General features: G+C 52.1%; 25 protein-coding genes. 14 read left to right on the top strand and 11 right to left on the bottom strand.

What is annotated here, in order from left to right:
- Together ACXJJW_RS08445 and ACXJJW_RS08450 are read left to right on the top strand one after the other, a co-directional pair.
- The coding region (locus ACXJJW_RS08445) for a DNA double-strand break repair nuclease NurA (protein ID WP_456475303.1) at nucleotides 1–737 on the top strand (737 nt) is incomplete at its 5' end.
- Nucleotides 731–2,212, top strand: coding sequence for a helicase HerA domain-containing protein (locus ACXJJW_RS08450; protein ID WP_456475304.1), 1,482 nt, complete (start codon nucleotides 731–733; stop codon nucleotides 2,210–2,212). The genes ACXJJW_RS08445 and ACXJJW_RS08450, both read left to right, overlap by 7 nt.
- Here ACXJJW_RS08450 and ACXJJW_RS08455 read toward each other — a convergent pair whose 3' ends face one another.
- Genes ACXJJW_RS08455 through ACXJJW_RS08465 form a run of 3 tightly spaced genes read right to left on the bottom strand, consistent with a single transcriptional unit; the run spans nucleotide 2,213 to nucleotide 7,245 of the window.
- A complete protein-coding gene (locus ACXJJW_RS08455) occupies nucleotides 2,213–2,509 on the bottom strand; it encodes a DUF424 domain-containing protein (protein ID WP_456475305.1) in 297 nt (98 codons plus the stop codon).
- Nucleotides 2,510–2,547: 38 nt separating this feature from the next.
- Nucleotides 2,548–3,228 (bottom strand): OB-fold nucleic acid binding domain-containing protein, encoded by a 681-nt coding sequence (locus tag ACXJJW_RS08460; protein ID WP_456475306.1) that lies wholly within the window; start codon nucleotides 3,226–3,228, stop codon nucleotides 2,548–2,550.
- Nucleotides 3,229–3,237: 9 nt separating this feature from the next.
- Complete coding sequence (locus tag ACXJJW_RS08465) at nucleotides 3,238–7,245, bottom strand: LAGLIDADG family homing endonuclease (RefSeq protein ID WP_456475307.1); 4,008 nt, start codon at nucleotides 7,243–7,245, stop codon at nucleotides 3,238–3,240.
- A gap of 223 nt (nucleotides 7,246–7,468) precedes the next feature.
- Here ACXJJW_RS08465 and ACXJJW_RS08470 point away from each other — a divergent pair, with 223 nt between their 5' ends.
- From ACXJJW_RS08470 to ACXJJW_RS08480, 3 genes are read left to right on the top strand one after another with little or no spacing between them, the layout of a single operon-like run.
- Complete coding sequence (locus tag ACXJJW_RS08470) at nucleotides 7,469–9,472, top strand: helix-turn-helix domain-containing protein (RefSeq protein WP_456475325.1); 2,004 nt, start codon at nucleotides 7,469–7,471, stop codon at nucleotides 9,470–9,472.
- A 6-nt stretch (nucleotides 9,473–9,478) separates the two neighbouring features.
- Complete coding sequence (locus ACXJJW_RS08475) at nucleotides 9,479–10,171, top strand: AzlC family ABC transporter permease (protein ID WP_456475308.1); 693 nt, start codon at nucleotides 9,479–9,481, stop codon at nucleotides 10,169–10,171.
- Nucleotides 10,161–10,493 carry an AzlD domain-containing protein gene (locus ACXJJW_RS08480; RefSeq protein ID WP_456475309.1) on the top strand — a complete coding sequence of 111 codons (333 nt, stop codon included), beginning with the start codon at nucleotides 10,161–10,163 and terminating at the stop codon, nucleotides 10,491–10,493. Before ACXJJW_RS08475 ends, ACXJJW_RS08480 begins: the two co-directional genes overlap by 11 nt.
- A 63-nt stretch (nucleotides 10,494–10,556) precedes the next feature.
- Here ACXJJW_RS08480 and ACXJJW_RS08485 read toward each other — a convergent pair whose 3' ends face one another.
- On the bottom strand, nucleotides 10,557–11,438 hold the full coding sequence (locus tag ACXJJW_RS08485) for a TatD family hydrolase (RefSeq protein WP_456475310.1): 882 nt from the start codon (nucleotides 11,436–11,438) through the stop codon (nucleotides 10,557–10,559).
- A 3-nt stretch (nucleotides 11,439–11,441) separates the two neighbouring features.
- Nucleotides 11,442–12,137: a DUF116 domain-containing protein gene (locus ACXJJW_RS08490; protein ID WP_456475311.1), complete on the bottom strand. Its 696-nt coding sequence runs from the start codon at nucleotides 12,135–12,137 to the stop codon at nucleotides 11,442–11,444.
- Between the two features lie 90 nt (nucleotides 12,138–12,227).
- On the opposite strand from ACXJJW_RS08490, the gene ACXJJW_RS08495 reads away from it, so the two are divergent.
- Entirely contained in the window at nucleotides 12,228–12,428 is a 201-nt protein-coding gene (locus ACXJJW_RS08495) for a hypothetical protein (protein WP_456475312.1), read from the top strand.
- A 4-nt stretch (nucleotides 12,429–12,432) separates the two neighbouring features.
- Here the strand turns inward: ACXJJW_RS08495 and ACXJJW_RS08500 are convergent, their stop codons facing one another.
- Both ACXJJW_RS08500 and smc read right to left on the bottom strand, forming a co-directional pair.
- Nucleotides 12,433–13,107, bottom strand: coding sequence for a segregation/condensation protein A (locus ACXJJW_RS08500; RefSeq protein ID WP_456475326.1), 675 nt, complete (start codon nucleotides 13,105–13,107; stop codon nucleotides 12,433–12,435).
- Complete coding sequence (smc, locus tag ACXJJW_RS08505; protein WP_456475313.1) at nucleotides 13,094–16,627, bottom strand: chromosome segregation protein SMC; 3,534 nt, start codon at nucleotides 16,625–16,627, stop codon at nucleotides 13,094–13,096. The genes ACXJJW_RS08500 and smc overlap by 14 nt, the downstream gene beginning before the upstream one ends.
- A gap of 233 nt (nucleotides 16,628–16,860) precedes the next feature.
- Here smc and ACXJJW_RS08510 point away from each other — a divergent pair, with 233 nt between their 5' ends.
- Entirely contained in the window at nucleotides 16,861–18,036 is a 1,176-nt protein-coding gene (locus tag ACXJJW_RS08510; RefSeq protein ID WP_456475314.1) for a S1C family serine protease, read from the top strand.
- On the opposite strand, the gene cofC is transcribed toward ACXJJW_RS08510, so the two are convergent.
- Complete coding sequence (gene cofC, locus ACXJJW_RS08515; RefSeq protein WP_456475315.1) at nucleotides 18,033–18,659, bottom strand: 2-phospho-L-lactate guanylyltransferase; 627 nt, start codon at nucleotides 18,657–18,659, stop codon at nucleotides 18,033–18,035. The two genes, ACXJJW_RS08510 and cofC, sit on opposite strands and share 4 nt — an antisense overlap.
- A 118-nt stretch (nucleotides 18,660–18,777) precedes the next feature.
- A complete protein-coding gene (locus ACXJJW_RS08520) occupies nucleotides 18,778–19,179 on the bottom strand; it encodes a hypothetical protein (protein WP_456475316.1) in 402 nt (133 codons plus the stop codon).
- Nucleotides 19,180–19,322: 143 nt separating this feature from the next.
- On the opposite strand from ACXJJW_RS08520, the gene rbcL reads away from it, so the two are divergent.
- The 3 genes from rbcL (at nucleotide 19,323) to ACXJJW_RS08535 (ending at nucleotide 22,097) form a co-directional block, all read left to right on the top strand.
- Nucleotides 19,323–20,579, top strand: a complete 1,257-nt coding sequence (gene rbcL / locus ACXJJW_RS08525; RefSeq protein WP_456475317.1) for a type III ribulose-bisphosphate carboxylase — start codon at nucleotides 19,323–19,325, stop codon at nucleotides 20,577–20,579.
- Between the two features lie 4 nt (nucleotides 20,580–20,583).
- Nucleotides 20,584–21,651: an L-threonylcarbamoyladenylate synthase gene (locus ACXJJW_RS08530; RefSeq protein WP_456475327.1), complete on the top strand. Its 1,068-nt coding sequence runs from the start codon at nucleotides 20,584–20,586 to the stop codon at nucleotides 21,649–21,651.
- Nucleotides 21,652–21,887: 236 nt separating this feature from the next.
- A complete protein-coding gene (locus ACXJJW_RS08535; protein WP_456475318.1) occupies nucleotides 21,888–22,097 on the top strand; it encodes a hypothetical protein in 210 nt (69 codons plus the stop codon).
- Between the two features lie 30 nt (nucleotides 22,098–22,127).
- On the opposite strand, the gene ACXJJW_RS08540 is transcribed toward ACXJJW_RS08535, so the two are convergent.
- Together ACXJJW_RS08540 and ACXJJW_RS08545 are read right to left on the bottom strand one after the other, a co-directional pair.
- Nucleotides 22,128–23,726: a cell wall-binding repeat-containing protein gene (locus ACXJJW_RS08540; RefSeq protein WP_456475319.1), complete on the bottom strand. Its 1,599-nt coding sequence runs from the start codon at nucleotides 23,724–23,726 to the stop codon at nucleotides 22,128–22,130.
- A gap of 42 nt (nucleotides 23,727–23,768) precedes the next feature.
- Complete coding sequence (locus ACXJJW_RS08545) at nucleotides 23,769–24,137, bottom strand: hypothetical protein (RefSeq protein ID WP_456475320.1); 369 nt, start codon at nucleotides 24,135–24,137, stop codon at nucleotides 23,769–23,771.
- 147 nt (nucleotides 24,138–24,284) lie between these two features.
- Here ACXJJW_RS08545 and ACXJJW_RS08550 point away from each other — a divergent pair, with 147 nt between their 5' ends.
- From ACXJJW_RS08550 to ACXJJW_RS08565, 4 genes are all read left to right on the top strand, one after another.
- Entirely contained in the window at nucleotides 24,285–24,545 is a 261-nt protein-coding gene (locus ACXJJW_RS08550; RefSeq protein ID WP_456475321.1) for a hypothetical protein, read from the top strand.
- Nucleotides 24,546–24,698: 153 nt separating this feature from the next.
- On the top strand, nucleotides 24,699–24,986 hold the full coding sequence (locus ACXJJW_RS08555; protein WP_456475322.1) for a metal-sulfur cluster assembly factor: 288 nt from the start codon (nucleotides 24,699–24,701) through the stop codon (nucleotides 24,984–24,986).
- 1 nt (nucleotide 24,987) lies between these two features.
- Nucleotides 24,988–25,194 (top strand): DUF2249 domain-containing protein, encoded by a 207-nt coding sequence (locus tag ACXJJW_RS08560; RefSeq protein WP_456475323.1) that lies wholly within the window; start codon nucleotides 24,988–24,990, stop codon nucleotides 25,192–25,194.
- A 2-nt stretch (nucleotides 25,195–25,196) separates the two neighbouring features.
- Nucleotides 25,197–25,932: cbb3-type cytochrome c oxidase subunit I (locus ACXJJW_RS08565; protein WP_456475324.1), on the top strand; the 736-nt coding region annotated here is incomplete at its 3' end.

Consider the following 25,932-nt stretch of genomic DNA (forward strand, 5'->3'; position numbering starts at 1 on the left):
CCTACAAGTACCTCACGGAGAGGCTGGATATATACCGCGCCACCCTTGAGCTGAAGGCTGCCCTCGCCGCCGTGGAGGAGGTTGAGCTCTTTCTCCTGGACGGCTCGCTCCACAGCAGCTTAACCGCACCGAAGCCGTGGTGGAGGTTCATGCGGAAGGAAGAGGTGCTGAGCTATATCCCCCTGCTGGAAGAAAGCGATGAACCAAAGCTGCTCTCCAGGGAGATAGCAGAAGATTTCCATGCAGAGGCATATCAGGTCATGCTTCTGGAGCACCTCGAGTACCTGGTTGCTATACAGAAGCTCATTAAAAGGGGGAAGAATAAGGTGGTGGGCGTGGCCAAGACATCCACGGACTCGAGCCTGAACATGTGCATCCCCGACATCGCCGTGTTTGAAGAAATTACCAGCAGCGCAGGATACTCCACGCCGAGATACAAGTCTATAGAGATGCACTATCCCATCTACAACCACTTTTTCAGGAAGCTTGTATTCACCACCTTCTATGCCAGGCTTGAGAGGGGCAAGGGTATGCTCATGATTGAGCTTCCCCGTGAGGCGAAGGAAGGGGAAATCCCGGAGTTGCTTGCAAAGCTCAGGGGCATAAGTGTGGACGGCTATCCCTACCCTCTCAGAAAGGCTCACAAGAGGGTTGTGATAACCGCAAGGGACATGGAGAGGTTTGCCATCTCCCTTGGCATAAGCGAGAAAACAGGTAGAGAGGCGCTGGCATGGTAGAGGTTATTGGCGTATGCATAGGCGAGGCTTCGCCCTCAAGTGCATCCTTCATCGCAAAGAAGATGCCGAGGTTGGGGGAGTATGTGGTGCTTGAGTTCGACGCCATGCGCGTGCTCGGCATGGTGGAGGCTCTGACCAGAGGCAGTCCCAGCATCTCAGGCGACATCCTCTCACCGGAGGTGGTGGAGCGTATCCTCAGCTTTGAGGGCCAGGAGGAGCAGTATATACGCGCCAGCCTTCGGCTTCTCGGTGAGGTCTCAACTCTGACGATGCCCAAGGTTCCTCCTCCGCCCGGGACGAGGGTCTACCGTGCAGACCCTGAGACGCTGAGGAGCATCTTTGGTAGAGGAAATATAAAAATAGGAAAGCTGATCTCCCACCCCGAGGTTGAGGTCTATGTGGATGCGAACAGGATGATAACCAGGCACCTTGCAATCCTTGCAATTACCGGCGCTGGAAAGAGCAACACAGTCAGCGTAATTGTGGAGGGCATCCTCAAGCTCGCCGGCATGCCTGTTATATTCGACATGCACTCTGAGTATGTCAATGCAGAATTTTCTGGCGGTGTTAAGCGCATCCTGCCCAGGCTTAACCCTGTTTACCTGCTTTACAGCGAGCTGAAGCGGCTTGTTAACATAGATGAAAAGGCGTACATCCAGGAGAGATATCTGCGTGAGGCCTACAACCACGCAATGGAAGAGGTCAGGAGGTCGCCTGCGAGCCTGATAGATGAGATGCTCTCCCATCTTCAGGAGGTTTACTCCGGCGAGGATGTTGCAGCTAGCGAAAAGAACTCTATCTCCGGCGTAATCGGCAAGCTTTTAGACTTCAGAGAGAAGTACGGCGACATCCTGGATGAGCACGCCCCTGAGATAGTTGAGCTCTTTGAGCAGGGCAGGGCGAATGTCATAGACCTGGGAAGTGTAGATGAGGATTATGCCGATGTGATAGTGAGCCATGTACTGAGAAAGCTTCTGTACAGGCGGAAGCTCCATGAAGTCGCGCCTGCCTTCTGTATTCTGGAGGAGGCCCACATCCTTGCACCTGCGTACCGCCCCACGCTATCAAAATACTGGATTGACCGCATCGCCCGGGAGGGAAGAAAGTTCGGCATAGGGCTTTGCCTGGTGAGTCAGCGCCCCAAGAGTCTGGACGCCAACTCTCTATCCCAGGCAAACAATGCGATAATAATGCGCCTCGTAGAACCAAGCGACCAGAGGCATGTTCAGCAGGCGAGCGAGAGGCTGAGCGACGACCTTCTGGCGCAGCTCAGCTCGCTGAACATAGGTGAGGCGGTTGTACTCGGTTTGATGACGCGCATCCCCGCACTGGTGAAGATAGACAGGTTTGAGGGCAAGCTCTCTGGAGGGGACCCGGACATAATTGCAGAGTGGGAAACAAAGAAAAAAAGCGCTGAAGAAGAAGCGGAGCGCACAAAAAGAGAGGTGGATGAGCTCTACTCAGGGATGGATTAGCTACATCCTTACCATCTGCGCGTGGGGTACGCCACATACGCGGAGCACATTTTCCCTGTCTATTATCCCCTCCCTTATTGCAATGGCAACAACACCCTCGCCAGCGATGTTTGCTATTGTTGCCTCATTCAGGAACACCACCACCTGTTCCTCTGTGAATACTTCGTCGCCGTAAAACTCCTTCTTTATATCAAGGATAAGCTCACCTTCTTCGAATACCCTGCCCAGGATATCCTCATCGCACACCGCAACGAGAACTTCATTCTGAACCCGATATATCTTGACACAGTACCTCATTTCACCCTTGGAGAGCAGCCTAACATTTTACTTTAATCTTAAACATGTTTGAACCTGCCAATTTTGGGTTCATATATCTCACCTTCATTCAGAAGCTCATTCAGGGCTTCTTCAAGCCTCTCCTCCTCCAGGCCGCTCTCCTTGAGAAGGGTGATGTACTTCACCCCATCGCCTTCGTCAAGCTCCTCGATGAGGTGGAGTACCTTCAGTTTGGGTTCCGATTCCACATCCTCAGCATCCACAACCTCTTCCTCCACCACCGGCTCCGGGATTACCTCAGCGACGCTCTCCTGTGGGTGTGCTTCCACCTCAGGCAGCTCGCGCTCTGCTATCGCAAGCTCAAGCTCACGCACCAGTTCCCAGTTGGGGTCCTTAAGCACGCGAACAACCTCTGCAAGGATGTAGACCTCACCCTCATACTCCTTCACCTTGCCCACGACGTCGACGGTGTCGCCCACACTCACCTTAACCAGGGGGTCAACCTCCCTGAAGGCGCGCACAGCTACTGTAGCAGAGGCGTCGTCGAGGGTGATGCTCGAGTACTTCCCATCCTCGCTCACAAACTTGGCAACAACAACGCCCATAACGCGCACCCTCGAAGCTTTTACACCGCGCTTTGTTACAATATAGTTGGGCTCAAAGCGCTCACTGCTGCGGTGAAAGTCCGCCTCAACTATATCCTTAATTCTCAGCTTTACTGCAGTTCCTCTCTCAATCATCTTACACCCTCACGTGGTTTTGAAGTGGTCGTACTTGGGCTCAAATATGTCGCCCTGCTGGCGCAGCCTCTCTATCAGCTCCTGGGTTGTACCCTTTGATATACCTCTCTCCTCTGCCAGGCTGAGAATCTCCGAGCGCCTGGCGGTGCCGTACTCATCTTCAAGTTCTCTTATTATGCTGAGTATCTCTTTAATCTTGTCCCGCTGCGACTTTGTTACACCCACATAAATCTTATCTATGTCCACCTTTCCGGTTTCCAGGTCCAGACCTGCCTGTGCCAGGGAGGTTTTGACCAGTGCAATTGCACGATGGGCATCCTCGGCTTCAACCACGCTGCTCAGCCTAACCCTTGCACATGCCTTGGCGAGCCTGACTATCGCCCAAAGCTGGCGCGCTGTCAGGGGGATTGGCACATCTTCACTCCGCTGTGCCACTTCGCGCATCTCCACATAGAAGTCCTCAATCACCTTCCGCGCCTCATCACTGAGTTCTGGAAAAACATGCTGTCTCGCATAGGCTATGTACTTTTTGAGCAACTCCGGTGCAAGAGGTGGCTTTATGCTCTCGGGCGAGGATGCCGTATCGAGGATATGTCTTGCAATCTCACGCGTCTTTGAGAGGTCGTCCTTGACGAAGAAGATTAAATCAAATCTGGAGAGTATGGTAGGGGGCAGATTCACCTGCTCTGAGATAGGGCGGTACTCGTCGAAGCGACCGTACTTTGGGTTCGCAGCCGCGAGGATGGCGCAGCGCGAGCGGAAGGTGGCAAGGATACCTGCCTTGGCTATGCTCACACTCTGCTGCTCCATTGCCTCGTGCATCGCAGAGCGGTCACCCGGCTCCATCTTGTCAAATTCATCAATGCACGCAACACCACGGTCGCCCAGCACCAGAGCGCCCGCCTCCAGGCTCCAGCCCCCATCGCCGAATTCGTCCTTGACTGCGGCGGCGGTATTGTGGGTGATGATTCCGTTTACCAAGAAATTGTGGGAATCCTCCACAGTGAGGTCGTAAACATAATCGTAATCAGGCTTCCTGTACTCCACTTCTACAACTTCATCCCAGAAAACACCACAGTATTTTTTAAGCTCAGCAAGTTTGGACTCAGCCTCCGAAATTCTATCCTGCACGTCGGATATTCCGGGAGTAACATGCTTCTCTATCCTCTCTAATGAGAATTCATCCACCCCTCTCTCTCCAAGTAACCTGCACATCTTCTCTAGAGTAGAGTAGGGTATCCTCACCCTTCTGCTGCCAGTAAAGTAGTGGCGGAGGGTTGACTTCCTTATGCCTAGCAGCCTGGAGAGTTCCTCAGGGGACATGTACTCGCGTGCTTTTCTGTACATCTCTCTTCTGACAGGCACGTCGAAATAGATTCTTTCTTTGTAATTCCCCTTAAGCTCCTCAACCCTTTTTAAGAATCTCTCCACACGCCGTCTTGATGGCCTGAATCTGCCGTGTTCACAGTCGTAGTTTTTGTATCCGAATATCTGCTTTGAAGAGATTCCAAAGGCTTCTCTGATTTCCCGGAACATCCTGCCGGCAAATGGAACAATGTCTATGTTGGTATTTCCTTTTTTGCAGCCCACTATTATTTCATCCAGCAGTTTAAGTTTGTCTTTATTTCTGAAGCTTATTTTCTTTTTAAAATTTATGAGATGCTCTTTCCCTCTGATGTATAGGCAGTATTTATCGTGTCTGGACTCAATTACCTTTCTTTTTCCATCAACGAAAAATTGAGATTTTTTGCCCACAGCACTCCTTTTTCTGAGCTTGGATATTATTCCAAACCTCAGCAAAGCCAGATGAAGCTTTCTTGCAAGAGCTTCGCTGGTTGTTACAAACTCTATGTATGAGGAACCCTTTTTCTTTCTGTGCACAACGCACGCGTCGCAGTCAAAAAGCCCGCTTATGTAATGAGAAAGAAGCTCATCCGGCAGATTTAAAAACTCCGGGCTCAAATCCACCCTGTGGGATTTTGGAGACAGGGGGATTCCAAGCCTCTGAAGGATTTCCCCCACAAGTTTTGAGTGGAATCTTGCAGAGGCGGGTCTGGATTTCGATGCAGAAATAACCTTAACGTCCACATTAAAAAGCTTTTTAGCAATGCTTTTGAAAGTTTCAAGCATATGTTCATTGGAATTTGAGAATCTGATTGAAACTCCACCTTTCGGAGTTTTTCTAAGGTCTCCATCTCCGGCTATCAATCCTGCCATATAAAGCAAATCCTCAGTTATCCTCACCGGCAGGGTTATCCTGTGTCCGTGGTACTCTGAGTAGAATTTTATGGACTCCGCCACCCTCTCTCTCGGGATACCCGCGAAGTCTGTAAGCCTCAGCAGCTCCTTCAGTCTGGGCTTTCCCCTCGCGCTCTCATTAACCCAGGAGTGGTAGAGCTTATTCTCATTCACCATAATTTTTCTTGCAGTTTCTCTAATTGTCAGATTATGCATCTCTTTTATTTTGTTCAGAGCCTCTCTTACGATATTCTCGCAGCCATAAATTATCGGGTTGCCATCTATTAAATCAATGCTCAGGGGAACCTTTGTTTCCTCTACTTTTATCTCCCTGGCACAGGCGATGAACTCTCCAGCTCTGATTTTCCCAGCCTTCCTCCATCCCACCTCCTCACCATCTGCCCAGAGGAGTGGGGTTTCCGGGGTTAGTTCAATCTGCCTGCCCGTCCTTGTGGTTATCTTCACCATCTTGGGAGGTGCCACAAGCTTCCAGTACTGCGTGGCTTTCTTTGCTTCCGGCTCTGAAGTACCGTTCAGGGAGAATATTCCAATCCTCTCTGGCTCTCTGGCAACCCACACGCCTTCTCTGTACTCTCTTCTCCCCCCCTTCATCTTCTCTTCCACCGTCTCCGCTATAGGCGAGAGTTCACCATTGCTCAAGCACAGAAGCGATGAAGGAGATACGCACAGTCCAGCACCGCTGGTACCCTTGCCACTGGCATACACTCCGCGGGGGGCCAGTTCCTTGGCGACATACTGCAGAATCTCGCTTTTTCCTGTGGCTGGCTCGCCCATGATTATTATGTGAGAATCACCGCGAATTCGCCCGCCGTCCGGTAGTTCCACGGGAGGGGCTGAGAAGAGCTGATACATTATCGCCTCCTTGATCTCATCATACCCGAATATGTGGGGGGCGATGCTCCTGCGAATCCTCTCGTAAATCTCAGGGTCGCGCGATAGCTCAACAATCTCCCTCTCATCCTCCTTTGAGATGCGAACCTCCTCAAACTCTATCTGCACTGAATTGAAGTTGTTTGCCTCAATGAAGATGTCGAAGACGCGTGACTTCGCGTTGCCCATCTTTCGCTTCGCAGCGCGGAGGATACCAATAACCTCAATAGAATCGCCGGGTGTTATTCTCCCCGTAAGGTCGTCCTCCAGAAGCACAGCTATCTGCTTTGGATGCTCACCCCCGCGCAGATCCTCCAGATTCTCCTGAATCAGAACCTTCTGAGAGTCCACAAATACAGAGCTGTCCACATCCAGCTTGAAAGGACCGCGCTTCTCACAGCTTTCACACAGGTAGGGTTCCTTCAGCGAATCATCACTCTGAGTTATGTGCATTATGCTCCCGCATCGCTGGCATTCAAAGGCACCCACCACCAGCTTGGGGCGTACATCTGTGGCCTTTCTAACTATCCCTTCAACAGAGATAAGCTTGCCCACATCAGCGCTGCGGATGTCGCGTATCATCAGCCTGCTGGTGGGCGGAAGATTGGCAAAACGGAGGTTCAGTCTGATTGAGGGGTAGTCCACGGGCAGCTCAATCCTGGCGAGCGCCCGCTGGGCAGCGGAAATTGCAACATCGGGATTGTTGAGCATCTCATCGGCGAGAGAGATATCATACCTGTCCAGATCCTCAAAGTTGACAACAAGGCTCTTCTCCTCGGGATAGCCGCGCACAACGCGCAGAATTTCCCGCGAGTAGTATGCCCTGAAGAATCTGTCCAGCCTCTCCTCCAGCTCGGTTGCTTTAAAAGCCTCTGCCTCTACCTCCATCGCAACACCTACTTCCCATTCTACCCCATCCTTTTAACTCCTTTCGATTACCCGAGCTTCTCTTCATATGCTTCTACTGCAGATTATATTGAGAAGTAAAACTATGAAGCTTTGCCGAGAGCGCCGGAAAAGTTAACTTGTTTTTGCTCGGAGCTTACAAAGATTCGCGGTGGGTTGGCAAAAAATTTATAAATAATTTCGATATATAGAACAATTGTTCTATATGATGGAAGAAACCAGCACGAGGATATCAAAAATTTTGGCCAGGAATCTCAGCCATTTGAGAAATGAGAGGGAAATCTCGCTTACCGGACTGGCAGAACGGGCGGGAATTTCAAAGTCAACCCTCTCATCTTTAGAAGCCGGGGAAGCAAATCCCACCATTTCAACGTTATGGGCTCTGGCAGACGCTTTGGGGGTGCCTTTTGGTCTTTTAGTTTCCGAGACGGAGGTAGGGGCAGGAACGGAGGAGGTGGCTGAAGCTGGTGTTAATGTTCGCCTTATCGAACAATCTGATGGAGAGCCGAGGATTGAAGTTTATTTAATGCGGCTTGAACCGAAAGGTAAACGAGAGGCGACGCCGCATGCCCCTGGTGTGGTAGAGCGGGTATTTGTCATCAATGGACGCATGTTTGCTGGGGCTCTCAGTTCCCCCAGTCTTTTAAAAGCTGGGGAGACGTTCTCCTTCAAGGCGGACCAGCCCCACGTTTACATCGCACTGGATGAACCTGTATCGGCATTGGTCTCTGTTGAATATCCGAGGGACGAGGTTTACACCGACCATTACACCATACTTCGCCCTGTACCACGGACTGATGAGGATTGGGAAGGCGTAGGCGTTCTGCTTCGACGTGTCTTGGAGGAAGTGGCACAGGGTGTCCCGGTATTCAGGCTTAAATTATATAGCTCAATGCCTGCGCTGTCTGCCACAGCAGATAAAATACATATCCATCTAAGGCGATTATTACGTTCCAGCTTCAAATGGCCCGTCAGATTTTTTGTTGTGGAAGAACAGGATGGTCTTTCAGTCCTCATCTTCAAATGGCCCCGTGGAAGGGCTAGACCAAAACTCTCACCAGAAGTAGGAAACGATATTTTAAAGCAGGCCGCAAATGTACTAGCCTTAGCCTGTGTTAGGAGCCTGTGCTGTGAGAAGCTGGAACTTTTGCACGGCCTTGTGAAAGGCGATTCACTTGCCCTGAGTGCGCTTGCTGCTGAGGTGCTGCTGCACCATGGGCAACCTACAGTACCACCATGCGTGCTTTCACTCCCAGAGGAAGAGGTAAAAATTAAGACCAACGAAACTGAAACACCTCTTTTTGAGCATAGAATTAATGTGCACAGGTACAATTTCTTTGAGTTGCTCCATCCGGGATATGCATCACAATCTGTGGTGCTTGCACAGATAATGCACACACTCTTTAAGAGTGCACCTGTATCGGTGGTGGATGTTGGCACAGGACCAGGGCTCCATCTGCGGATGCTTCTTGAACTCTACCCTGCGCTTGAGGTTGAAGCCGTGGACCCAAGTCCCGCTGCCTGTGCGTATCTGAGGCGGAATATCCAGGGTCTGCAGAAGGTGAGCATAATTCAGGAGGACTTTTTAAGCGTAAATCTCCCCAGACAATTTCCAGCCATCATATCTGTAGGTGCCTCCCACCACTTAAACACATCATTCTTACTGCAGAAGGCGTATGACATGCTGGAAGACGGCGGTCTCCTCCTCGTAGCAGATGAATTTATCTCACCCTATACCACCGCATCTGAGCGAAACAGGGAACTCATCCGCCACCATACGAGCTACATGCTTGCCACACTTGTGGAAATCCCAGAAACTGTGAAGAGCAGTCTTACCTCTGAAGAGGCAGAGCTGGTTGAGCTGCTGAATAGGGAGATACCTCTTCTCGCCTATGAGGCGGAGAGTGGGGAGGTTGAGTCTGCCATAGGCAGAGCTCAGAAACTCTTTGGCAGGATGCGAAAATTAAAGGTTCCAGCACAGCCATCGCATCTCCTCCTCGCCTTTTACCGCTTCCAGATGCTTGAGCTGGAGGCGCTTATGGCAGGGCTTGACTATGAGGTGGAGCGTAAAACCTTTCCCGAACGCTTCTTAGCCCTGGCAGAGAGCACCGGTTTCTGCTTGGAGGAGCACCACCGAGTCTATGCTACCTCCGGATACAGCGATATGGACGCAGGAACTCATGTTTTTGCCTTTAAGAAGGAGGTGTAGTACAGCTTGAAGGCACTCTTCAGCGGTATCACTTCAAGCCTCCCCATCATGCTCGGTTATCTTCCTGTGGCAATGGCGTTTGGAATCTCCGCAGCCGGAGTGGGTATGAACATGGTTGAGAGCGTATTGATTTCCGCCCTAATATTTGCAGGTGCAAGCCAGTTTGCACTGGTGAGCCTTCTTGCTGCTGGCACTTCCCTTGCGGTTGCAACCATAGCTGCCCTCGCTTTGAACCTCCGTCATCTCCTCTATGGCCCATTAGTGGCGTCTCTTCTAAATCCTTCAAAGCCCATCCACGCAGCTCCCCTTGCATTTGGCCTTACCGACGAAGTTTTTGCGACAGCCCTCGTGCAACTTGAGAAAGTCGATAATGATCAGAGAGAACCATGGCTTCTAGGACTTGAGGCTGGAGCATACTTCTCCTGGGTAGGAGGTACATTTATCGGCGCCGCAGGTGGTGAAGCTCTGCTTTCTCTTTCGCCTGCTCTTGCCCCTGTATTGTCCTTTGCTCTGCCCGCTCTATTCATGGCGCTCCTGCTCCCGATGCTCCACGGCGAAGCCACAATAGCTGCGATTGTCGGCGCTGGCATTGCACTAATAATGCACTCCCTTGGATTCACAGCGCTTGGCATACTCTTTGCCGGCATTGCAGGCCCTCTGCTTGCATTAGCTTTGAGGAGGGGCACAGATGAAGGGTGATTTGCTTGTCGCTGTGCTGATAGTGGCAATGGGGACATACCTAATGCGTGCATTGCCCCTGGGCTTAATGCTCACCAGGCGAAAAGAACTTACATTTGGAAAAATTAACAGGGGATTGAGCTTAGCAGGTCCTGCATTGATTTCTGCCCTCTTTGTCGTCTCAATTTTTCCATCTCCTCAAGAATTTGTATTAAAAGAGATGTTAATGCGCATGCTTGCCATTACCGCTGTTTATCTGTCTCAGCGCAAGTGGTCGAATTTAGGGGTTGCTGTTATGAGTGGGGTAGTAGTTTATGGCCTGCTGAAAATTTTAATCCAATAGGTTGTAAGTATCTAGTAAATTGTTCAGAACCAAAAATGTCATCTTATTTTTTGTCAGAGTGAACTACAGCAGGACGCTATAGGTGCGCTCAACGTTGTCGAAGTGGATTCTCCACACCTCCTCCTCTGTTAACCTGCCCTCTGCATAGAGCTGCTTTGTAACCCTGGGCACACTCCGCGGAGACACCACAGCTCCCGGGCGGGAGGAATCATCTATATAGTCGGACTCCATGAGGAACCTCGTTCCCTGCTCCAGCGCCGCTGAGATGTTCTTCCTGGTGGCTATGAGCGAGGGCATTATCCCCAGCTCCTCACCCCTATTTATCAGCGGCGGGGAGAAGTGCTTCACAACGCGCTCCCTGCGCAGCCCGGCTCTGTCCGCAAGTTCCGCTATTGCGGTGAAGCCAGCCTCATCTATGCTCTCAGTATGCAGCTGCACAGCGCAGTCAGCATCGCGGGCAAGCTCAAAGGAGTGGAGCATAAGAGCCTCGCAGGCCTCGCGTATCTCCCCTGCCACAGGGTAGTGGGGTCTGCCCACCTCACCTATGGCGAAGGCCCGGCCATCGCACACATGCTGGGCGGCGAGCTCCAGCGCCTTCTCAGCGATTCCCTTTGCCTCCTCAAGGCTCCGGTGCTCTGCCATGAAGTGGAATTCCGCAGGGTGTACGCCGAGCACCGGGAAGGCACGCACCCCAAGCTCGCCAACCTGCTCCGCCAGCTTTATGGTCTCCTCGAAAAGTCTGGCAAAATTCTCCACGCTAACCCCGCTCAGCCCTATATCCTTTGTCAGCTTGGTCACAAGGAATATGTTCTTTCCGCCCTCACGGGCGAACTTTTTAACCGCCTCCAGTCCCTCACCATTTCTGGGGTCAAGATGCATGTGGTCATCTGTGATGGGAAACTCACCCCTGAAAACCGTAGCTTCCTTGCTCAGCACCGCCACCATTTGCTACACCCTGTTCGATGAGGAGCAGCTCCGGGACGCTTCCTGTGCAACCTTCTCCACACCAAGCCTCATTGTGCGCAGTATCTCTTCAAGGTTAACCTGTGTTTCCACGCAGCCATCCCTGAGAAGGGGCACGCCCACCACAGCACAGCTCTTGCGGGAAATCTCATGCATCCCCATATTCAGGTCGCTGTGGCAGGCAACGCCAAGCGCTGCTCTGGGGCGGGTTGCCTTGATTATCCTCTTCACAAAGCTGCCCCCGGGAACTATAAAGAACCTGTAGCCCAGGCGCTCCGCCTCTGCCTTAAGGTCCTTAATTATGCACATCCCGCAGTCCCTGCAGCTTATGCCTGTTTTTGCATCCAGGCGGGCAGGACAGCGTATGTGGCGGATGCACTGAGGAACAACCAGGATACGTTCACTGGGAGGGATGCGTGCAAACTTCTCGCTGTTCAGACGATTCCTTACCTCTATACCGATGGCATCCACAAGCTTCTCGCTCAACCCAAAGGCGCGGGCAATCTTTTTGAACTGCAGATAGAAGGAGTCCATGGTGAAGAGGAGCAGGCGGGGAAGAACCAGCTTCTTCTTTTTAATGAGCAGCCAGCCGAGAATCAGGGATACCAGGAGTAGCGTCAGCAATATCCCCAGTGAAAATACCGCCAGTCTCCCTACAATCTCATAAAAAGAAACCATCATTCCACCGGTTTATTGTTGGCAGGAGATGCTTAAATATTTTACTGGTTTCCCACCCCAACCTTTTTAACCTATTTTCCCCCATATTACTTCGTGGCTGAAGAATTCTCAACCCGCGAAGGGGTGAAGTACCTCCTGTTCATCATAGCCCCGGCTGTGGTAATAGTCATAGCCTCGCTTATGATATCCTCCGGCAAGCTAGGCTTTGGCGCTGGCGTGGTTGCAATCCTCGCCTCCTATGCTGCCATCTACGGAACAGTCAGGAGCTTCAGAAAGAGGTTTCTCTCCGGGTGAGCACCTAATTCTCAACCAGCGATACGAAGATCTCACTGAACAGCTCCTCCTGCCACACATTGATTTTGCGCTGGGCATCGAGGTAGAGAAGGCAGAGCAGTGTCTCAACCACAAGCAGGCGGTTGCTCCTGTCTTCCACCAGGTCGAAAAAGTGGATAACCTCACCCCTAGAGCAGAGGCGCTTAACCCTCTCGTACACCTTATCTATCTTCTTTCTAATACCCTCCTCATCCACCTGAATCACGAGCTTGGGTTTGACACGCGTTCGCGGAAAGTTGCGGCGCAGCATCTCCTCACCAAGGGCGCGCTGCAGGGCATCGATAAGCTCAAAGAGGGTGGTTTTTCGCTCAGTGCGGCGCCGCGCAGGTACAGGTATCGCGGGTATGTCCTCTATGCGCCTCTCCACCTCCTCCGCCTCGGGGGCCTCAAAGTACTCTTCCTCTGCCTCCTCTTCCCCGGGCAAGAGAGATTCGCTCTTCATGCGCAGCAGTATAGCAGCAGCCAGAATAGCGCGCCCGCTTAAACGCAGGTTGAGCTTCTGCATGCGTTTAACCTTCTCAAGGAAGCGCTGCGCTATGTCGGCGATATCTATATCCCAGGGGTCCATCTCCTCACTTATCACCAGGTCCACAAGCATATCCACCGGGTGGATCTCCTCGTAGAGGTCAGATTCCAACATCCTCAAGCTCCACCCCTATAATCTTTGAAACCCCGTCCTCGTTGGTAACTCCGAAGAGCTGATCTGCTGCCACCATCATGCTGTCTCTCAGGCTCACCACTATGAACTGCGCCTCCTTCGACGCCTCCTTAATCATCTCTGATATCTTCTTCACATTGTTGTCATCCAGAAACATGTCTATCTCGTCGAGAATGTAGAAGGGCGCTGGCTGATAGCGCTGAATTGCAAAGAGGAAAGAAAGCGCCGTCAGAGTGCGCTCACCGCCCGAGAGCAGCTCTATGTACTGGGGATTCTTGCCAGGTGGTCTGGCCTGAATCTGCAGCCCGCCCTCCAGCGGGGCTTCCCCATCAAGGATAAGCTCTGCCTCGCCACCCTCGCTCAGGCGGTTGAAGATTCGCCTGAAGTTCATGGCGATGTTCTCAAACACCTCCATGAAAACCACCAGCTTGCGCTGTTCTATCTCCTCCATAAGGCGGAGAATCGCCTCCCGCTCCTCCTCCAGCTTGCGCATTCGAAACTCCAGCCTGTCGTACTTCTCCTTAACCTCCTCATAATCCTCCACGGCGCGCATATTCACAGGCTCCAGCGAGCGTAGCTCTGCCTCCATCTTGGCAATCTCCTTCTCGAGCTCCTCCGTCTCTATGGGTACAAGAAGCTCCACCTCGATGTCTGTGAACTCCTTCAGAGCTTCGGCTAGGCCGTCCTGCCTTGTCTGAAGCTTTGCCTGCTCTATCCTCGCGGCCTCAAGCTTCTTTCTGAGCTTGGCCTCGCGCCGCTGGAGTTCCTCAAGCTTGTGGGTGATAAGCTTTATTGCATGGGAGAAACCTTCTCTGCGCCGCTTCATCTCCTGAAGCTCACGCCTGACCGCCTGCTCGCGCTCCTGAGCCTCCCTCAGCTCTGCCTCAGCACTGCGAAGCTCCCGGCTGAGTTTGCGCTGCACCTCGCGCGCAGCACGTCGCGCAGCGAGAGCATCCAGCAGGTTGCGGCGCAGCGTGGCGGCATTCTTCTCTATAATCTCACCCAGCCTGGAGCGAAGGAAGCGCATCTCACCCCGCAGCGCCTCAAGCTTGCGCTCCTCCTCCAGCATCGCCTTCTCCCTGGTGCGAATTTCCTTCAGCAGCAGCTCTGTCTCACTGCTGCGCAGCTCTTCTTCAAGGGCGCGCTTCTCTTCAGCGAGCTCTGCTGCCTCCTCCCTGAGTCTGCGAAGCTCCGGCTCAAGCTCTCTTCTTCGCCGCTTGACCTCGCGAAGCTGCGCCCTGCGCTCCCTGAGCTCTGCCTCAGCCCCTGCAAGCGCCCGCGACAGCTCCTCCTTCTCTGCCTCAAGCCCTGCTATCCTCGCACTCAGAAGCTCAACCCTCTTCTCTGCCTCCAGCACCTCCCGCGCAAGCGTATCCCTCTTCTCAAGTCCAGCCTCAAGCTCAGCCTCAAGCCTGGCTTTGCGCTGCCGGAGCTCTGAAACCTCACCCTCAAGCTTGGAGATCCTGTTCACAGAAATCTCGAGCCTGGCCCTGCGCCTGTAGTAGCCCCCTGTAATCCTTCCTGAGGCCTCTATGAGGTCGCCCTCCAGGGTCACCATGCGCGTCTTCCCCATCTCCCGCCTCGCAAAAGTCATGTCTTTGACCACAACGGTGTTTCCAAAAACATGAGAAAACGCAGGATAATAGCGCCTGTCGAACTCCACAAGGTCGAGGGCAAAGCCGTAGCTCCGCGAAGCGAGCGCCCTGGCTTCAGGAGTGCTCCTGCGGGGTTTTATCCTGTTCAGCGGAAGGAAGGTTGCCCTGCCTATCCTCTTCTCCTTCAGGTGGCGTATGCACTCCTCGGCAACCTCATCGCTCTCCACCACTATACTTCTGAGCCCCCTGCCAGCGGCCACCTCTATTGCCAGAGCGAACTTCTCATCAACACTGGCGAGCTCTGCAATTGTGCCGTATATGCCGGGCCTGCCTGAGTCGCGCAGCTTGAGCACCGCCTCCACGGCGGCATCACCACTGCTGCGGCGCACCTCCTCAATCGCACGCTGCTTCGCCTTCAGCCGGGAAAGCTCCCCCTGCTTGAACTCAAGCTCGCCCGCTGTGCGCGCAAGCACAGCCTTGAGCTCCTGCAGCTTCTCCGAAGCCTTCGAGGCCTGCTCTCTGTAGCTGGCAAGCTCCCTCTCGCCCTCGGCGAGCTCTCTTCTGCAGCGCTCCAGCTCGGCGCCGACCTCCGCGTACTTCCCCTTTCGCCGCGAGTACTCCTCTTCTGCGCCACTGATGTAGCTGCTGCTCTCCTCCTCCCTATCGGCGAGCAGCGCCTCCTCACGCTCAGCCTTCAGAAGTGCATCCCTAACCCCTTCTAAACGCTGGGCTACGTTGCTCAGGTGCTCGCGCTTTCCAGCACTGTGCTCGTCAACCTCACTGAGCTTTGCATAAAGCCCCTTCACCTCGTCCCTGAGCGCCGCAAGCTCCCTCTCGCCTTCCCTCATCTTTTCCTCAAGCTCCTTCAACCGCGCTTCCCCTGAAACACGCTCCTGGTGAATAGCAAGCATGCCCTTTTTGGCTTCTGCCATCTTCCTGCTCTGCTCTTCTATTTCGTGCTCCACTGCGGCGAGCTTCTCGCGAAGGTAACCCAGTCTGCTCTTCGCCTGCTCCACCCTGCGGAAAACCCCGTAGTGCTCACTCTCCTCCTTCACCGCTATCTCGCGGTTTATGCGCTCCATCTGCTCCTTCTTAACCTGCTTCTTGAGGCTGAGTATCTCTGCATGGCGCGCTATTCGTGCAAGCCCGGCTTCGCCTTCGCTGAGCTGCTCCTCAAGCTCCTCCAGCCTCTCCTGTATCTCCAGATATTTGGAGTTCAGCACCAGCGCCTTGCTCCGCCTCACCTGCTTGCTCAGCTGCTCGTGACGAAGCGCAGCCTCGCGCTCTCTGGCGAGCTTCTCGAGCTGTGCGCTGACCTCGCGGAAAACATCACCGGCACGGGTGAGGTTCCCCTGCACCTTCTCCAGCTCGCGCATCGCCTTCCCTTTCTTCTCGTCGTAGTCAGCTATACCCGCGATTTCGTCGATAATCCTGCGCCTCTCCACAGCGTTCATCTCTATTATGCGCGTTATATCCCCCTGAAGGATTATGTTGTGGCCGTTGGGCCTAATATTCGAGTAGCGAAGCAGGTCAAGAATCTCCGCCCGCGAAACCCGCTTTCCATTGAGTCTGTAAACGCTGTTGCCATTCAAATCGATGCTGCGGGTTATCTTCACCTCCCGTGTAGCTACGGGAAGCTCTCTGCCGGAGTTGTTGAAGTACAGGCTAACCTCCGCCTCCTTTGCGGGTTCGCCCTTCTTGCCGCCGTTAAATATAAGATCAGAGAAACGCTCGGCGCGCAGGCTCTTGGCACTGCTCCTGCCAAGCACAAAGCATACTGCATCCACGATGTTGCTCTTCCCGGAGCCGTTCGGTCCGACGATGGCGGTAAATCCCTGTGGAATCGGCAGACTAACCCGCCTGAAGGATTTGAAGTTCCTCAGGGTTATCTTTGTTATGTGTATCACGGGTGCACCTCTTTAGAGCAGCAAAATTCTTTTCCCCGGGGTATTAATAGTTTATTACTCTAACGGACTTTTAAATCTTTTGATATAATTTTATTAACCTTTTAAGCCTTTTATATGCTAAAAAATTAATCATGCATGCGCAGTGCTGTATATAACGATGCCCCGGTTAAAATTCCTAACCACTTTGCTTTTGGTGTTTTATTGTAGTATGTGAAGTTTCCGCCAGGTTAAACATGGATAAGAGCAGGCTTCTGGCGGTGAGCTTGATGAGCAGCTTTCTTACTGCTCTGCTAATCTTTGGGCTTCTCTATCAAACAGGAGTTCTCCCCAGGGAGGGGAGCTATACCCTGATAATCTACGGCGATGACCCTAAAAACCTCTCTGTGCCCAGGGGAATTGATGAGGTGAACCTCATCTTTGTGAATGGCACGCTGATGCAGGAGGAGGTGGTCACACGCATATTCGAGGAAACCCTCCCCAGTGTGGTGCACATCACCACAGAGCGAAATACAACAGGATTCTCGCATCCGGTGCCTATAGAGGGCACGGGTACAGGGATAATTGTCCGGGAGGACGGGTACATCCTGACAAACGACCACGTGGTGAGCAATGCGAGCAGTATAATTGTGGTGCTTCACACCGGCGAGGAGTACGCAGCAGAGCTGGTGGGCACGGACCCGATGACCGACATCGCCGTGATTAAGATTTCAGCACAGAACCTCAAGCCCGCGAAGCTGGGTGACTCCTCGCAGCTCAAGCCCGGGCAGCTCGCCATAGCCATAGGCAACCCCTTCCGCTTTGACAACACCGTCACCGTTGGGGTGATAAGCGCCCTAAACAGAACCATCGAAGCAAGTAAGGGTTATAAGATACGCAACATAATCCAGACGGATGCGGCTATCAACCCGGGCAACAGTGGCGGACCTCTGATAAACTCCCGCGGCGAGGTTATAGGCATAAACTCTGCCATATTTTCAACCAGCGAGGGATTTCAGGGCATAGGATTTGCGATACCTATAAACACGGCTAAAGAGGTTGCGAAGAGCATTATTGAGAAGGGGAAGGTTATCCGCCCCTGGATGGGCATCACTGGCGTGGATTTAACGCCCCAGCTGGCGGAGAAGCTCAACCTCAGCATAACCCAAGGAGCGATTGTAATAGATGTTACCCCCGGCTCGCCGGCGGAGGAGGCAGGCCTGCGGGGAAGCGAGGGCATTCCCGGCGAGAAGGATTTCAGGCTGGGGGATATAATCGTGGAGATGGCTGGCATGCCGATTAGGAACATGGACGATGTGATCAACGGGGTGCTCATGCACAGCATCGGCGATACCATCGAGGTAAAGTACTACCGCGATGGGGAGCTGCGCACAGCCTATATTACCCTGGGTGAGCGTCCGAAGGACCTTTAGCGCCACCTCTTCTGGTACTTTTTAAGAAATTCATACGTCCTCGTACCCGAGCCGTGATGCATAAACTCGCGTATGTCCTCTACAGTGTCTATGTCCAGTGAAAGATAGAAGGAGTCGTACACCTTCACGGGTACGCCCAGCCCTGAGGCTACGCGCTGAATGTCAACGAAGCTGCTCCCTGTGAACACCTCCGGGATGACATCTGGAGGGCGGCGGTATATTATCCCCACACCACCTTTCCGCGCTGGAGAGATAACCAGCGGGTGCCTTTTCCCGAGGCTCAGAACCTCTTCCACATGGTGCCTTTTTATCAGCGGCGCATCAGCAGGCACAAACAGCGTTTCCTCTGCTCCGCGAGACATCGCATAGGAATTGCCCCTTCTCACCGCCTCAGTCAGACCGAGCTTCTCCTCCTCAAGTATGAGCTCAAAGTCCCTGCGCACATATTCTTTTAAGTTTGTGGGACTTACAACTATCGGCTTTACGACGCCTTCAAGGGCATCAAGCACATCCTCGAGCATGCACAGCAGAAGCTCGCCCCTTTCCTGCTGAGAGAGCACGTCGCTCAGCCTTGTTTTGGCCTGCGTCAGCTCATTTACCGGGATTATCGCAAATGCCTGCACGGGGTTAAGGGTGAGGTTTTGGGATAAATATTTTTCTGTAAGGTCATATGGTGCTGTCAAGTTTAGGATTTAACCACCCTCAGCAGATTGCAGAATCTTTCGAACTCTGTTTCTCCAGCTACTGGGTCGGGAGGTTCACCCAGAGTTTGGTGCACCCTTGCGTGGTTGTAGAACAGGCCGAAGAGCCGCAGGAAGTTAGACACGTGCTCTGGCTTACCGCACCTGCACGGAAGTACTTGTCAAAGACTCTGATTCTGTCTTTGATCGTCTCTATTATGCGCTTCACGTAGTTCCTTATCCCGCCGCTAATAACCTCGTGCTCCAGCTCAAGGGTTTTAGCAGGCCAGGGGTACCACTCGTTTAAAGCCCGAAGCATCGCCGTTACGCCATTTTTCTTCATGATTGCTAAGCCGTCAGCATACAGAAGGAGCTTGGCAGAATGCAAGCCAGCAAAAGTTTTAAGTATGAATGAGAGGTAATTTCTTATCCGAACGCTGAATTGGGATTCTTTTATGCTCATGCTTGAAATAAGATGACCCGGCAGCCATTTATAACTTATCAAATGGTATTCAGATTCACAAAAGGTCTGTCTGTTAAGAATAGTGGCGAAAATCTTATATATGCCTAAAGCTCATTAAAAAGACTATATTTGGATGTGTAAAAATGGGGTATCTCGATTTAAGCTACAAGCCCGGAGAAGACGAGGTAATATGCAAGTTCTATGTTGAACCCTCGGATGACACAACGCTGGAAGAAGTCCTAGACCAGCTCCCAGCTGAATCTTCGATAGGAACATGGACAGATGTAGCAACGATGGAACCAAGCATTGTAGAAAGCCTTGCCGCGCACACCTTTAGGGTGGAGGGAAACGTCGTCTATGTCTCTTACCCCTATGAAGCCTTCGAGCACCGCAACATAAGCCAAATACTCTCCAGCATCGCGGGTAACATCTTCGGAGTTAAAGTCATAAAGCACCTCAGACTTCTGGACGTGAGCTTCCCCAAAAGGCTTCTCCGGCACTATCCAGGTCCTGCCTTCGGCATAGAAGGGATTAGAGGGCTCCTCAGAGTGCAGGACAGGCCCCTCCTCGGAACAATAATAAAGCCCAAAATGGGGCTTTCCCCGGAGAAACACGCCCTCGTAGCCTTTAACGCTTGGATAGGCGGCTGCGACATAGTGAAGGACGACGAGAACCTTACGGACCAGGGCTTCAACCCCTTCAAGAAAAGGGTTGTGCTCACCCTTGAAAAGAGGGAAAAGGCTGAAAGGGAAACAGGGGAGAGAAAGGTTTACATGGCCAACATCACCGCTCCAACCATCGATGAGATGTTTGAGAGACTGGAGTTCGTGAAGGACAACGGCGGGGAGTACGTCATGCTAGACGTGGTCATCGCCGGCTTTACGGCTGTGCAAACCTTGAGGAGTAAAAACCCGGGGGTTGTGCTCCATGCCCACAGAGCCATGCACGCTGCCCTAACGAGGAATCCGAAGCACGGGATACACATGGCAGTGCTGTCTAAGGTTTACCGGATGCTCGGCATGGATCAGCTGCACATAGGTACGATCGTTGGAAAAATGGAATCCCCAAGAAGAGATGTCCTCGCCTGCAGGGATATCCTCACCCTTAAAAAGGTACCTGAGACGCCCTACACTCTAGGGCAGGAGTGGGGGGATATAAAGCCGACATTTCCAGTGGCTTCAGGAGGCCTGCACCCTGGGCACGTCCCTGCCCTCATAGAAGCCTTCGGCAGGGATGTGATAATCCAGATGGGCGGCGGAGTACACGGACATCCTGGGGGAACAATAGCGGGAGCCAGGGCTGCGAGGGCAGCGATAGACGCAGTAGTTGAGGGCGTGCCCCTTGCGGAACATAAAAGCAGAGAACTTCAGGAGGCGCTGGAGAAGTTTTCGAAATCATGAAGACCTGTTTTTGAGGGTTGGTCCTCGCCGACCGAGTGAGAGGAAAATTAGAGTCGCTGCCGGGATTATAAGGAAGGGCGGCCTAGTTGCCTTCCCCACGGAAACGGTCTATGGGCTGGGAGCGAATGCCCTAGACGCAGAGGCGGTTAACAAAATCTACGAGGCAAAGGGACGACCCTTGGACAACCCTCTGATAGTGCATATCGCTCGAGAGGATGAGCTAAAAAGCCTTGCTAGAGAGATACCGGCCGAGGCTGAGGTATTAATTGAAAAGTTCTGGCCGGGTCCGCTGACCTTGGTTCTGAGAAAGCGTGAAGTTGTTCCAAAGGCTACAACCGCGGGCTTGGGTACGGTGGCTGTGAGAATGCCGAGCAATAAGATTGCATTGGCTTTGATTTCCGCCTCAGGCGTTCCAATAGCTGCGCCAAGCGCGAACATCTCTGAAAAGCCAAGTCCGACCAAGGCCGAGCACGTTTTAAGGGACTTAAACGGGAAAATACATGCTATCATCGACGGAGGCGCTGCAACGGTGGGGGTGGAGTCCACTGTGCTGAATTTAACTGCACCGGTTCCCACTGTTTTGAGGCCCGGCGGAGTTACCTTTGAAGAGCTTCAAGGGGTTTTAGGGGAAGTTAAACTGCATCCCGCTGTTGACGCAGAGGTTGAAGCGGAGGGAAAAATTCTCTCTCCTGGGATGAAGTACCGCCACTATGCCCCGGAGGCCGAGCTAATATTAGTTGAAGGATGTTCTGATGCGGTTATAAAAAGGGTTCAGGAGCTTGCGGATGAGCTGCGGGGGTCTGGAAAAAAGGTGGGAATCATGGCATCCAAAGAAAGTGCAGCGGAGTACGAGGCAGATGTTATTGAGGTTGTCGGAAGTCGGGGAGACTTAACCGGTGTCGCAAGGAATTTGTTTGGAACCCTTAGAAAACTTGACGAGGAGGGAGCAGACGTAATAATTGCAGAGGGATTCGAAACGAGAGATTTGGGCCTAGTTATAGTGAACAGGCTTAGAAAGGCAGCCAGTCGGCGGGAGCAAATATCCGGGTTTGAGGCTAATGAAAAGGAGTAGTCTAATCGGTATTGCATTATTAATTCTGGCGGGTATTACTGTCTGGATACAAGACCTGAATGAAGCATATCGGAAGCATACGATGTCCTGCCAGATAGCATACTGGATTTCAAGCTGATTCAGAAACAAACAGGCAGAGAAGCGGTCGCCGAGATAAAGCGCCTTCATCCCATAGACTTCGAGATTGAATATCGGTCTCCGAATCTGAAGAAAGAGCACAGGAACTCCTTGATTTGATGAATGAAAACATACGAAATTCCAGGATTTTCTTTAATTTCAGTAACGAGATGATCAGGGGCAGCGTAGTCTACCGGGTTGACAGGATGGGCATGGATCATTATTACTACACGCATAGGGAAAGGGTGATATGTATTGCAACAGATGATGAAAATTCAAGGAGGATCGTAGAGGAGTACATGTCCTATCCGGGTGAAGGTCAACGATAAACTCCCGGACAGGGAGTAAGGAAATTTTCCTTATTGCCCGTCTTTCTTCTCGATTTCCTGCCCGCCTAATTCTGCATGATCACCCTCGAACTCGATGTTCTTTTCCACTTGCTCTCTTGTCAAACCCGTCCTTTCCATTATTGCAGAAATTATCTCTTTCCTGTCAGTGGTATTCAACGTGAACTTTTCTTCGGTTTCGTTGATTTCTACCTCTACTTTTGCCACACCCTCTTCTATTTCAACCTCTATTTCAATTTTCTCTTCTGACTCCTCGACCTCGAATTCAATAACACTCTCTATCTCTGCCGCAGTAAGCCCTGTTCTGCTCGCTATCTCAGCAATTATCTCCGTCCTGTCCGTAGTAGCCAATACGAACTTCGTCTCTTCGTCGTTTATCTCCACCTCTACCTTGGTGACGCCGCCTTCGATTTCCACCTCTATCTCCAGCTCCCTCTCCTCCCCCTTCTCCAAGGCTTCTTCTTTTCTTTCTAATAAAACATCGGCCAACGCCAAGAGATTTTTAGCTTCCCTTAGCCTGGCTACCGCGGTGGATGTATCGCCCTGTTCAGCAGCCTTCACCGCTTCCTCCAGCTTTGCTTTGGCCTGCTCCAGGTAGCTCCTGATCTCAGAAGCATTTACCCCCTTGTTCTCAGCTTTTAATATGTCCTCCTCTTGCTCGATGATATCTTCCCTAAGTTCTCCTATCTTCTCTGTGATTTTTTCCTCCAGCTCTTTCTGTTCCTCGCGGCTCTCCTCCAAGTACTCAACTACCTCCTCAGCTATGTCTTTGGCGTTATCCGCCAAGCGCTCTGCCGCTATTGCTAGGCCGAAGGCTTCGCCGTATCTGCCTTCATTGTAAGCAGCCTCTGCCCTTCCTAAGTGTTCCCTCGCGTTGTTTAACAGCTCGATTGCAGCGTTAGCTGTCGCGTTGAGACCGGCTATCTCCTCATCTGCCTCAAGGATCTCTTCCTTGGCATCTTCTATTTGCTCAAGGGCGCGTCTCGCATTGTCTACGCTTATGAAGCGCAGTCCGCCCACGTCGTCATTTATGTCGTCTTTTATCTCTTGGGTGTCCATGTTCGGAGATTCTTCAATTTCCAGAAGAGAGATGTTCGCGTTTTCGAGGGCCTTTTGCACCTCCCACGGAACTTTGGCGGAGCTCACGAAGATTACTATCGTGCCTTTGGCCGTCGCCTTCGCAAGGGCCTTCTTGATGCCTTCTTTATCGGAGCCATATGCAGCTACTGCCTCTTTACCCTTAAAGTCGTCCCTGAAGAAATCCAGAACCCTTGCAGCGGTGGCATACCTGTCCTTTCCAGCCACCCTCACAGTATTCGTGAACTCCAGCAAAGCCGTTTCATAAGCTGAAGGCACGGCAGCCGGGCCGCCTATTATGAGAACCTCCCCTGGATTGAGTCCCTGGATTTGGTCCACTACACCCGGATCGAACTTGCCCCATGGGGTTAGAACGATTTTCATCCCTTTCACGTTTTCAACCGCCTCGGCCACGGCGGAGTCAGCCTCATTGTCTGAGACTAGAATTACCCTACTCTCGGATTGTGCCGCAGTTAATCCCACACCGGCGAGCATAAAAAGCGCGATTAATGGAAAAACCCATATCCTGTTCATAGTAAAAACCTTCATGATTAGATACTTTTTGATTTTTGAGCTTTAGGCATATATAAGATTTTCGCCCCTATCATCCTGTGAAGGTTTTTCCAGACTCCATTGCATGTTTTCTGGATTGTAAGCGCTGTAAACCCTTCTGAAGGCGCTGCTTGACCTTATCAAGCCAAGTTCTCCCAGTTTGTAGGCGGTGAGGACATTGAGCAGGTGCAGGACCTCTCCCATGCCTATGAAGACCTGGGCCCATCCCTTCCCCTTGTTGGGCATCAAAGTAAGCCCGTAGTTGGAGTCGAGGCAGTATCGCCTCTCTATCGCGGTTCTGGCGTTATGGAGCTTATCCAAGTAGGGCCATAGCCTAGGTATGTACTCCCCCCGGAAGCGCCTGCCACGGGGCGTAAGCACCACCTCGCCCACGGCGACCTCTGTTAAGAAACTTCACAGACTCTTAGCAATATTTGATATCATCTTCTGGTACCCCAACCACAAGTGGTAGTAAGGTATTTATATCAGGATGTTTATGTCATGGCAGCAACTTAAAAAAATAAAAGGAGGGGTTGTAGAATGGGATGTAAAACTGTAACCTACCATGGGGTTACATCTAGCGTGTTTGAGTGTCTTAAGGAAAAGCTGGAAAAGGCGGGTATCCACGTTCCACCCGGGGACAGCGGTGAAATCTCAGGCCACGGCATTACAGCAGATTTTAGCTGGAATGAGGGAGCGGCAACTCTGTCCATAACAATAAAGAAGCTGCCCTGGTATGTTAGCTGTGGTGTGGCAACCGGAAAAATACACGACGAGATACACGCATGTGGCGGGGATTAATTTTTAAACCCCGTCCACCCAATACCCCTAGAATTAAGAGTCATTTTTTTTAATATCAACCTTTTTAATATTGATATGGCTGTGATGTGTCCAGACGGGTTATCCGAACATGTTCGGAATAAAGGTATTAAATTAGGTATGCCTAACTAAATAATGGTGATAGCAATGGTAGATGAAGCTAGGGTAATTGAGAAGCTGAAGAGCGTTATAGACCCCCACACAGGACAGAGTGTCTATGACATGGGACTCATCGAAGACCTTCGGGTAAACGATGGCGAAGTCTCCCTCAAGTTCAAACCTTCCTCGCCCTTCTGTCCCCTCGGTGTGCAGCTGGCGACGAGCATCAAGACTGCCCTCAAAGAAGTTGCAGATAAGGTTGATATTACAGTGGTAGGGTATATTAATGAGGAGGAGTTAAATAGACAGCTGAGGGAGGTGTAGCATGGAGACCCTCGATGTAAGAACATTGCCTCATGGCGAGAGACCTCAGCTTATATTCAAAAAGCTTGAAGAGCTGGGAGAGCTTGAGATACTGGTGGAGGTGAAGCCTGTGCCAGTGATAACAATGCTGGAGGGCAGGGGTTACGTCTGTGAGGCAGAGCAGGTGGGCGACGCCTGGCGGGTCAGGATAAGGAAGAAGCAGGGATAAGCATGAGGAGAATGCTTAAGCTCCTGCCAATAAGGTTTTTTGGCGCCGCCCTTATCTACCTTATTGCTGGCGTTGCCCTAGGAACCCTCGACACCCTGGGCTACGGGAGCTTCAAGTCCGTCCACTCCCACCTGCTAGCGGGTGCCTTCTTTACCATGGTGATAATGGGCGCAATGTACCAGCTCCTTCCCACCATTATAGGGGCTGGAATAAGGCATCCCAGGCTCGCGGAGCTCACCTTCTTGCTTGCAAATCTGGGCTTTATATCCCTTGCCTACGCCTTCATAAGCAACTACAGCTTCCTCAAGGTTGCCGGCTTTATCGCCTTCTTAGCCTTCCTGCTGTTTGCCTTCGAAATATTTGCCACTGCGCTCAGCGTGAAGGACTTCCACAGGCGAAGCATAGCTGTGTGGTTCTTCCTTGCGGCGGTGGTTTACCTCCTTGTGGGCTCTGGCTATGCCCTGGCCGGGATCCTGGGATTAACAAGCCTCAATGTGCAGCAGCACGCCCATATACTGACCCTCGGCTTCGTGGCGATGACCAACTTCGGCGGGCTCTATGAGCTCTTCCCGATGCTCTCTCTTAAAAAGCTGTACTCCCGCAGACTCGGCGAGGCCCACTTCTTCATTGCCAATATCGCCGCGGTGGGCATGTTCCTTGGCTTTCCCGAGCGGGGCAGCCTCTTCATCCTCTCCTCACTGCTCTTCCTGGTGGGCTTCTACCTCTTTGCCTACAACC

It is taken from the genome of Candidatus Pyrohabitans sp. (genome assembly GCF_054014795.1).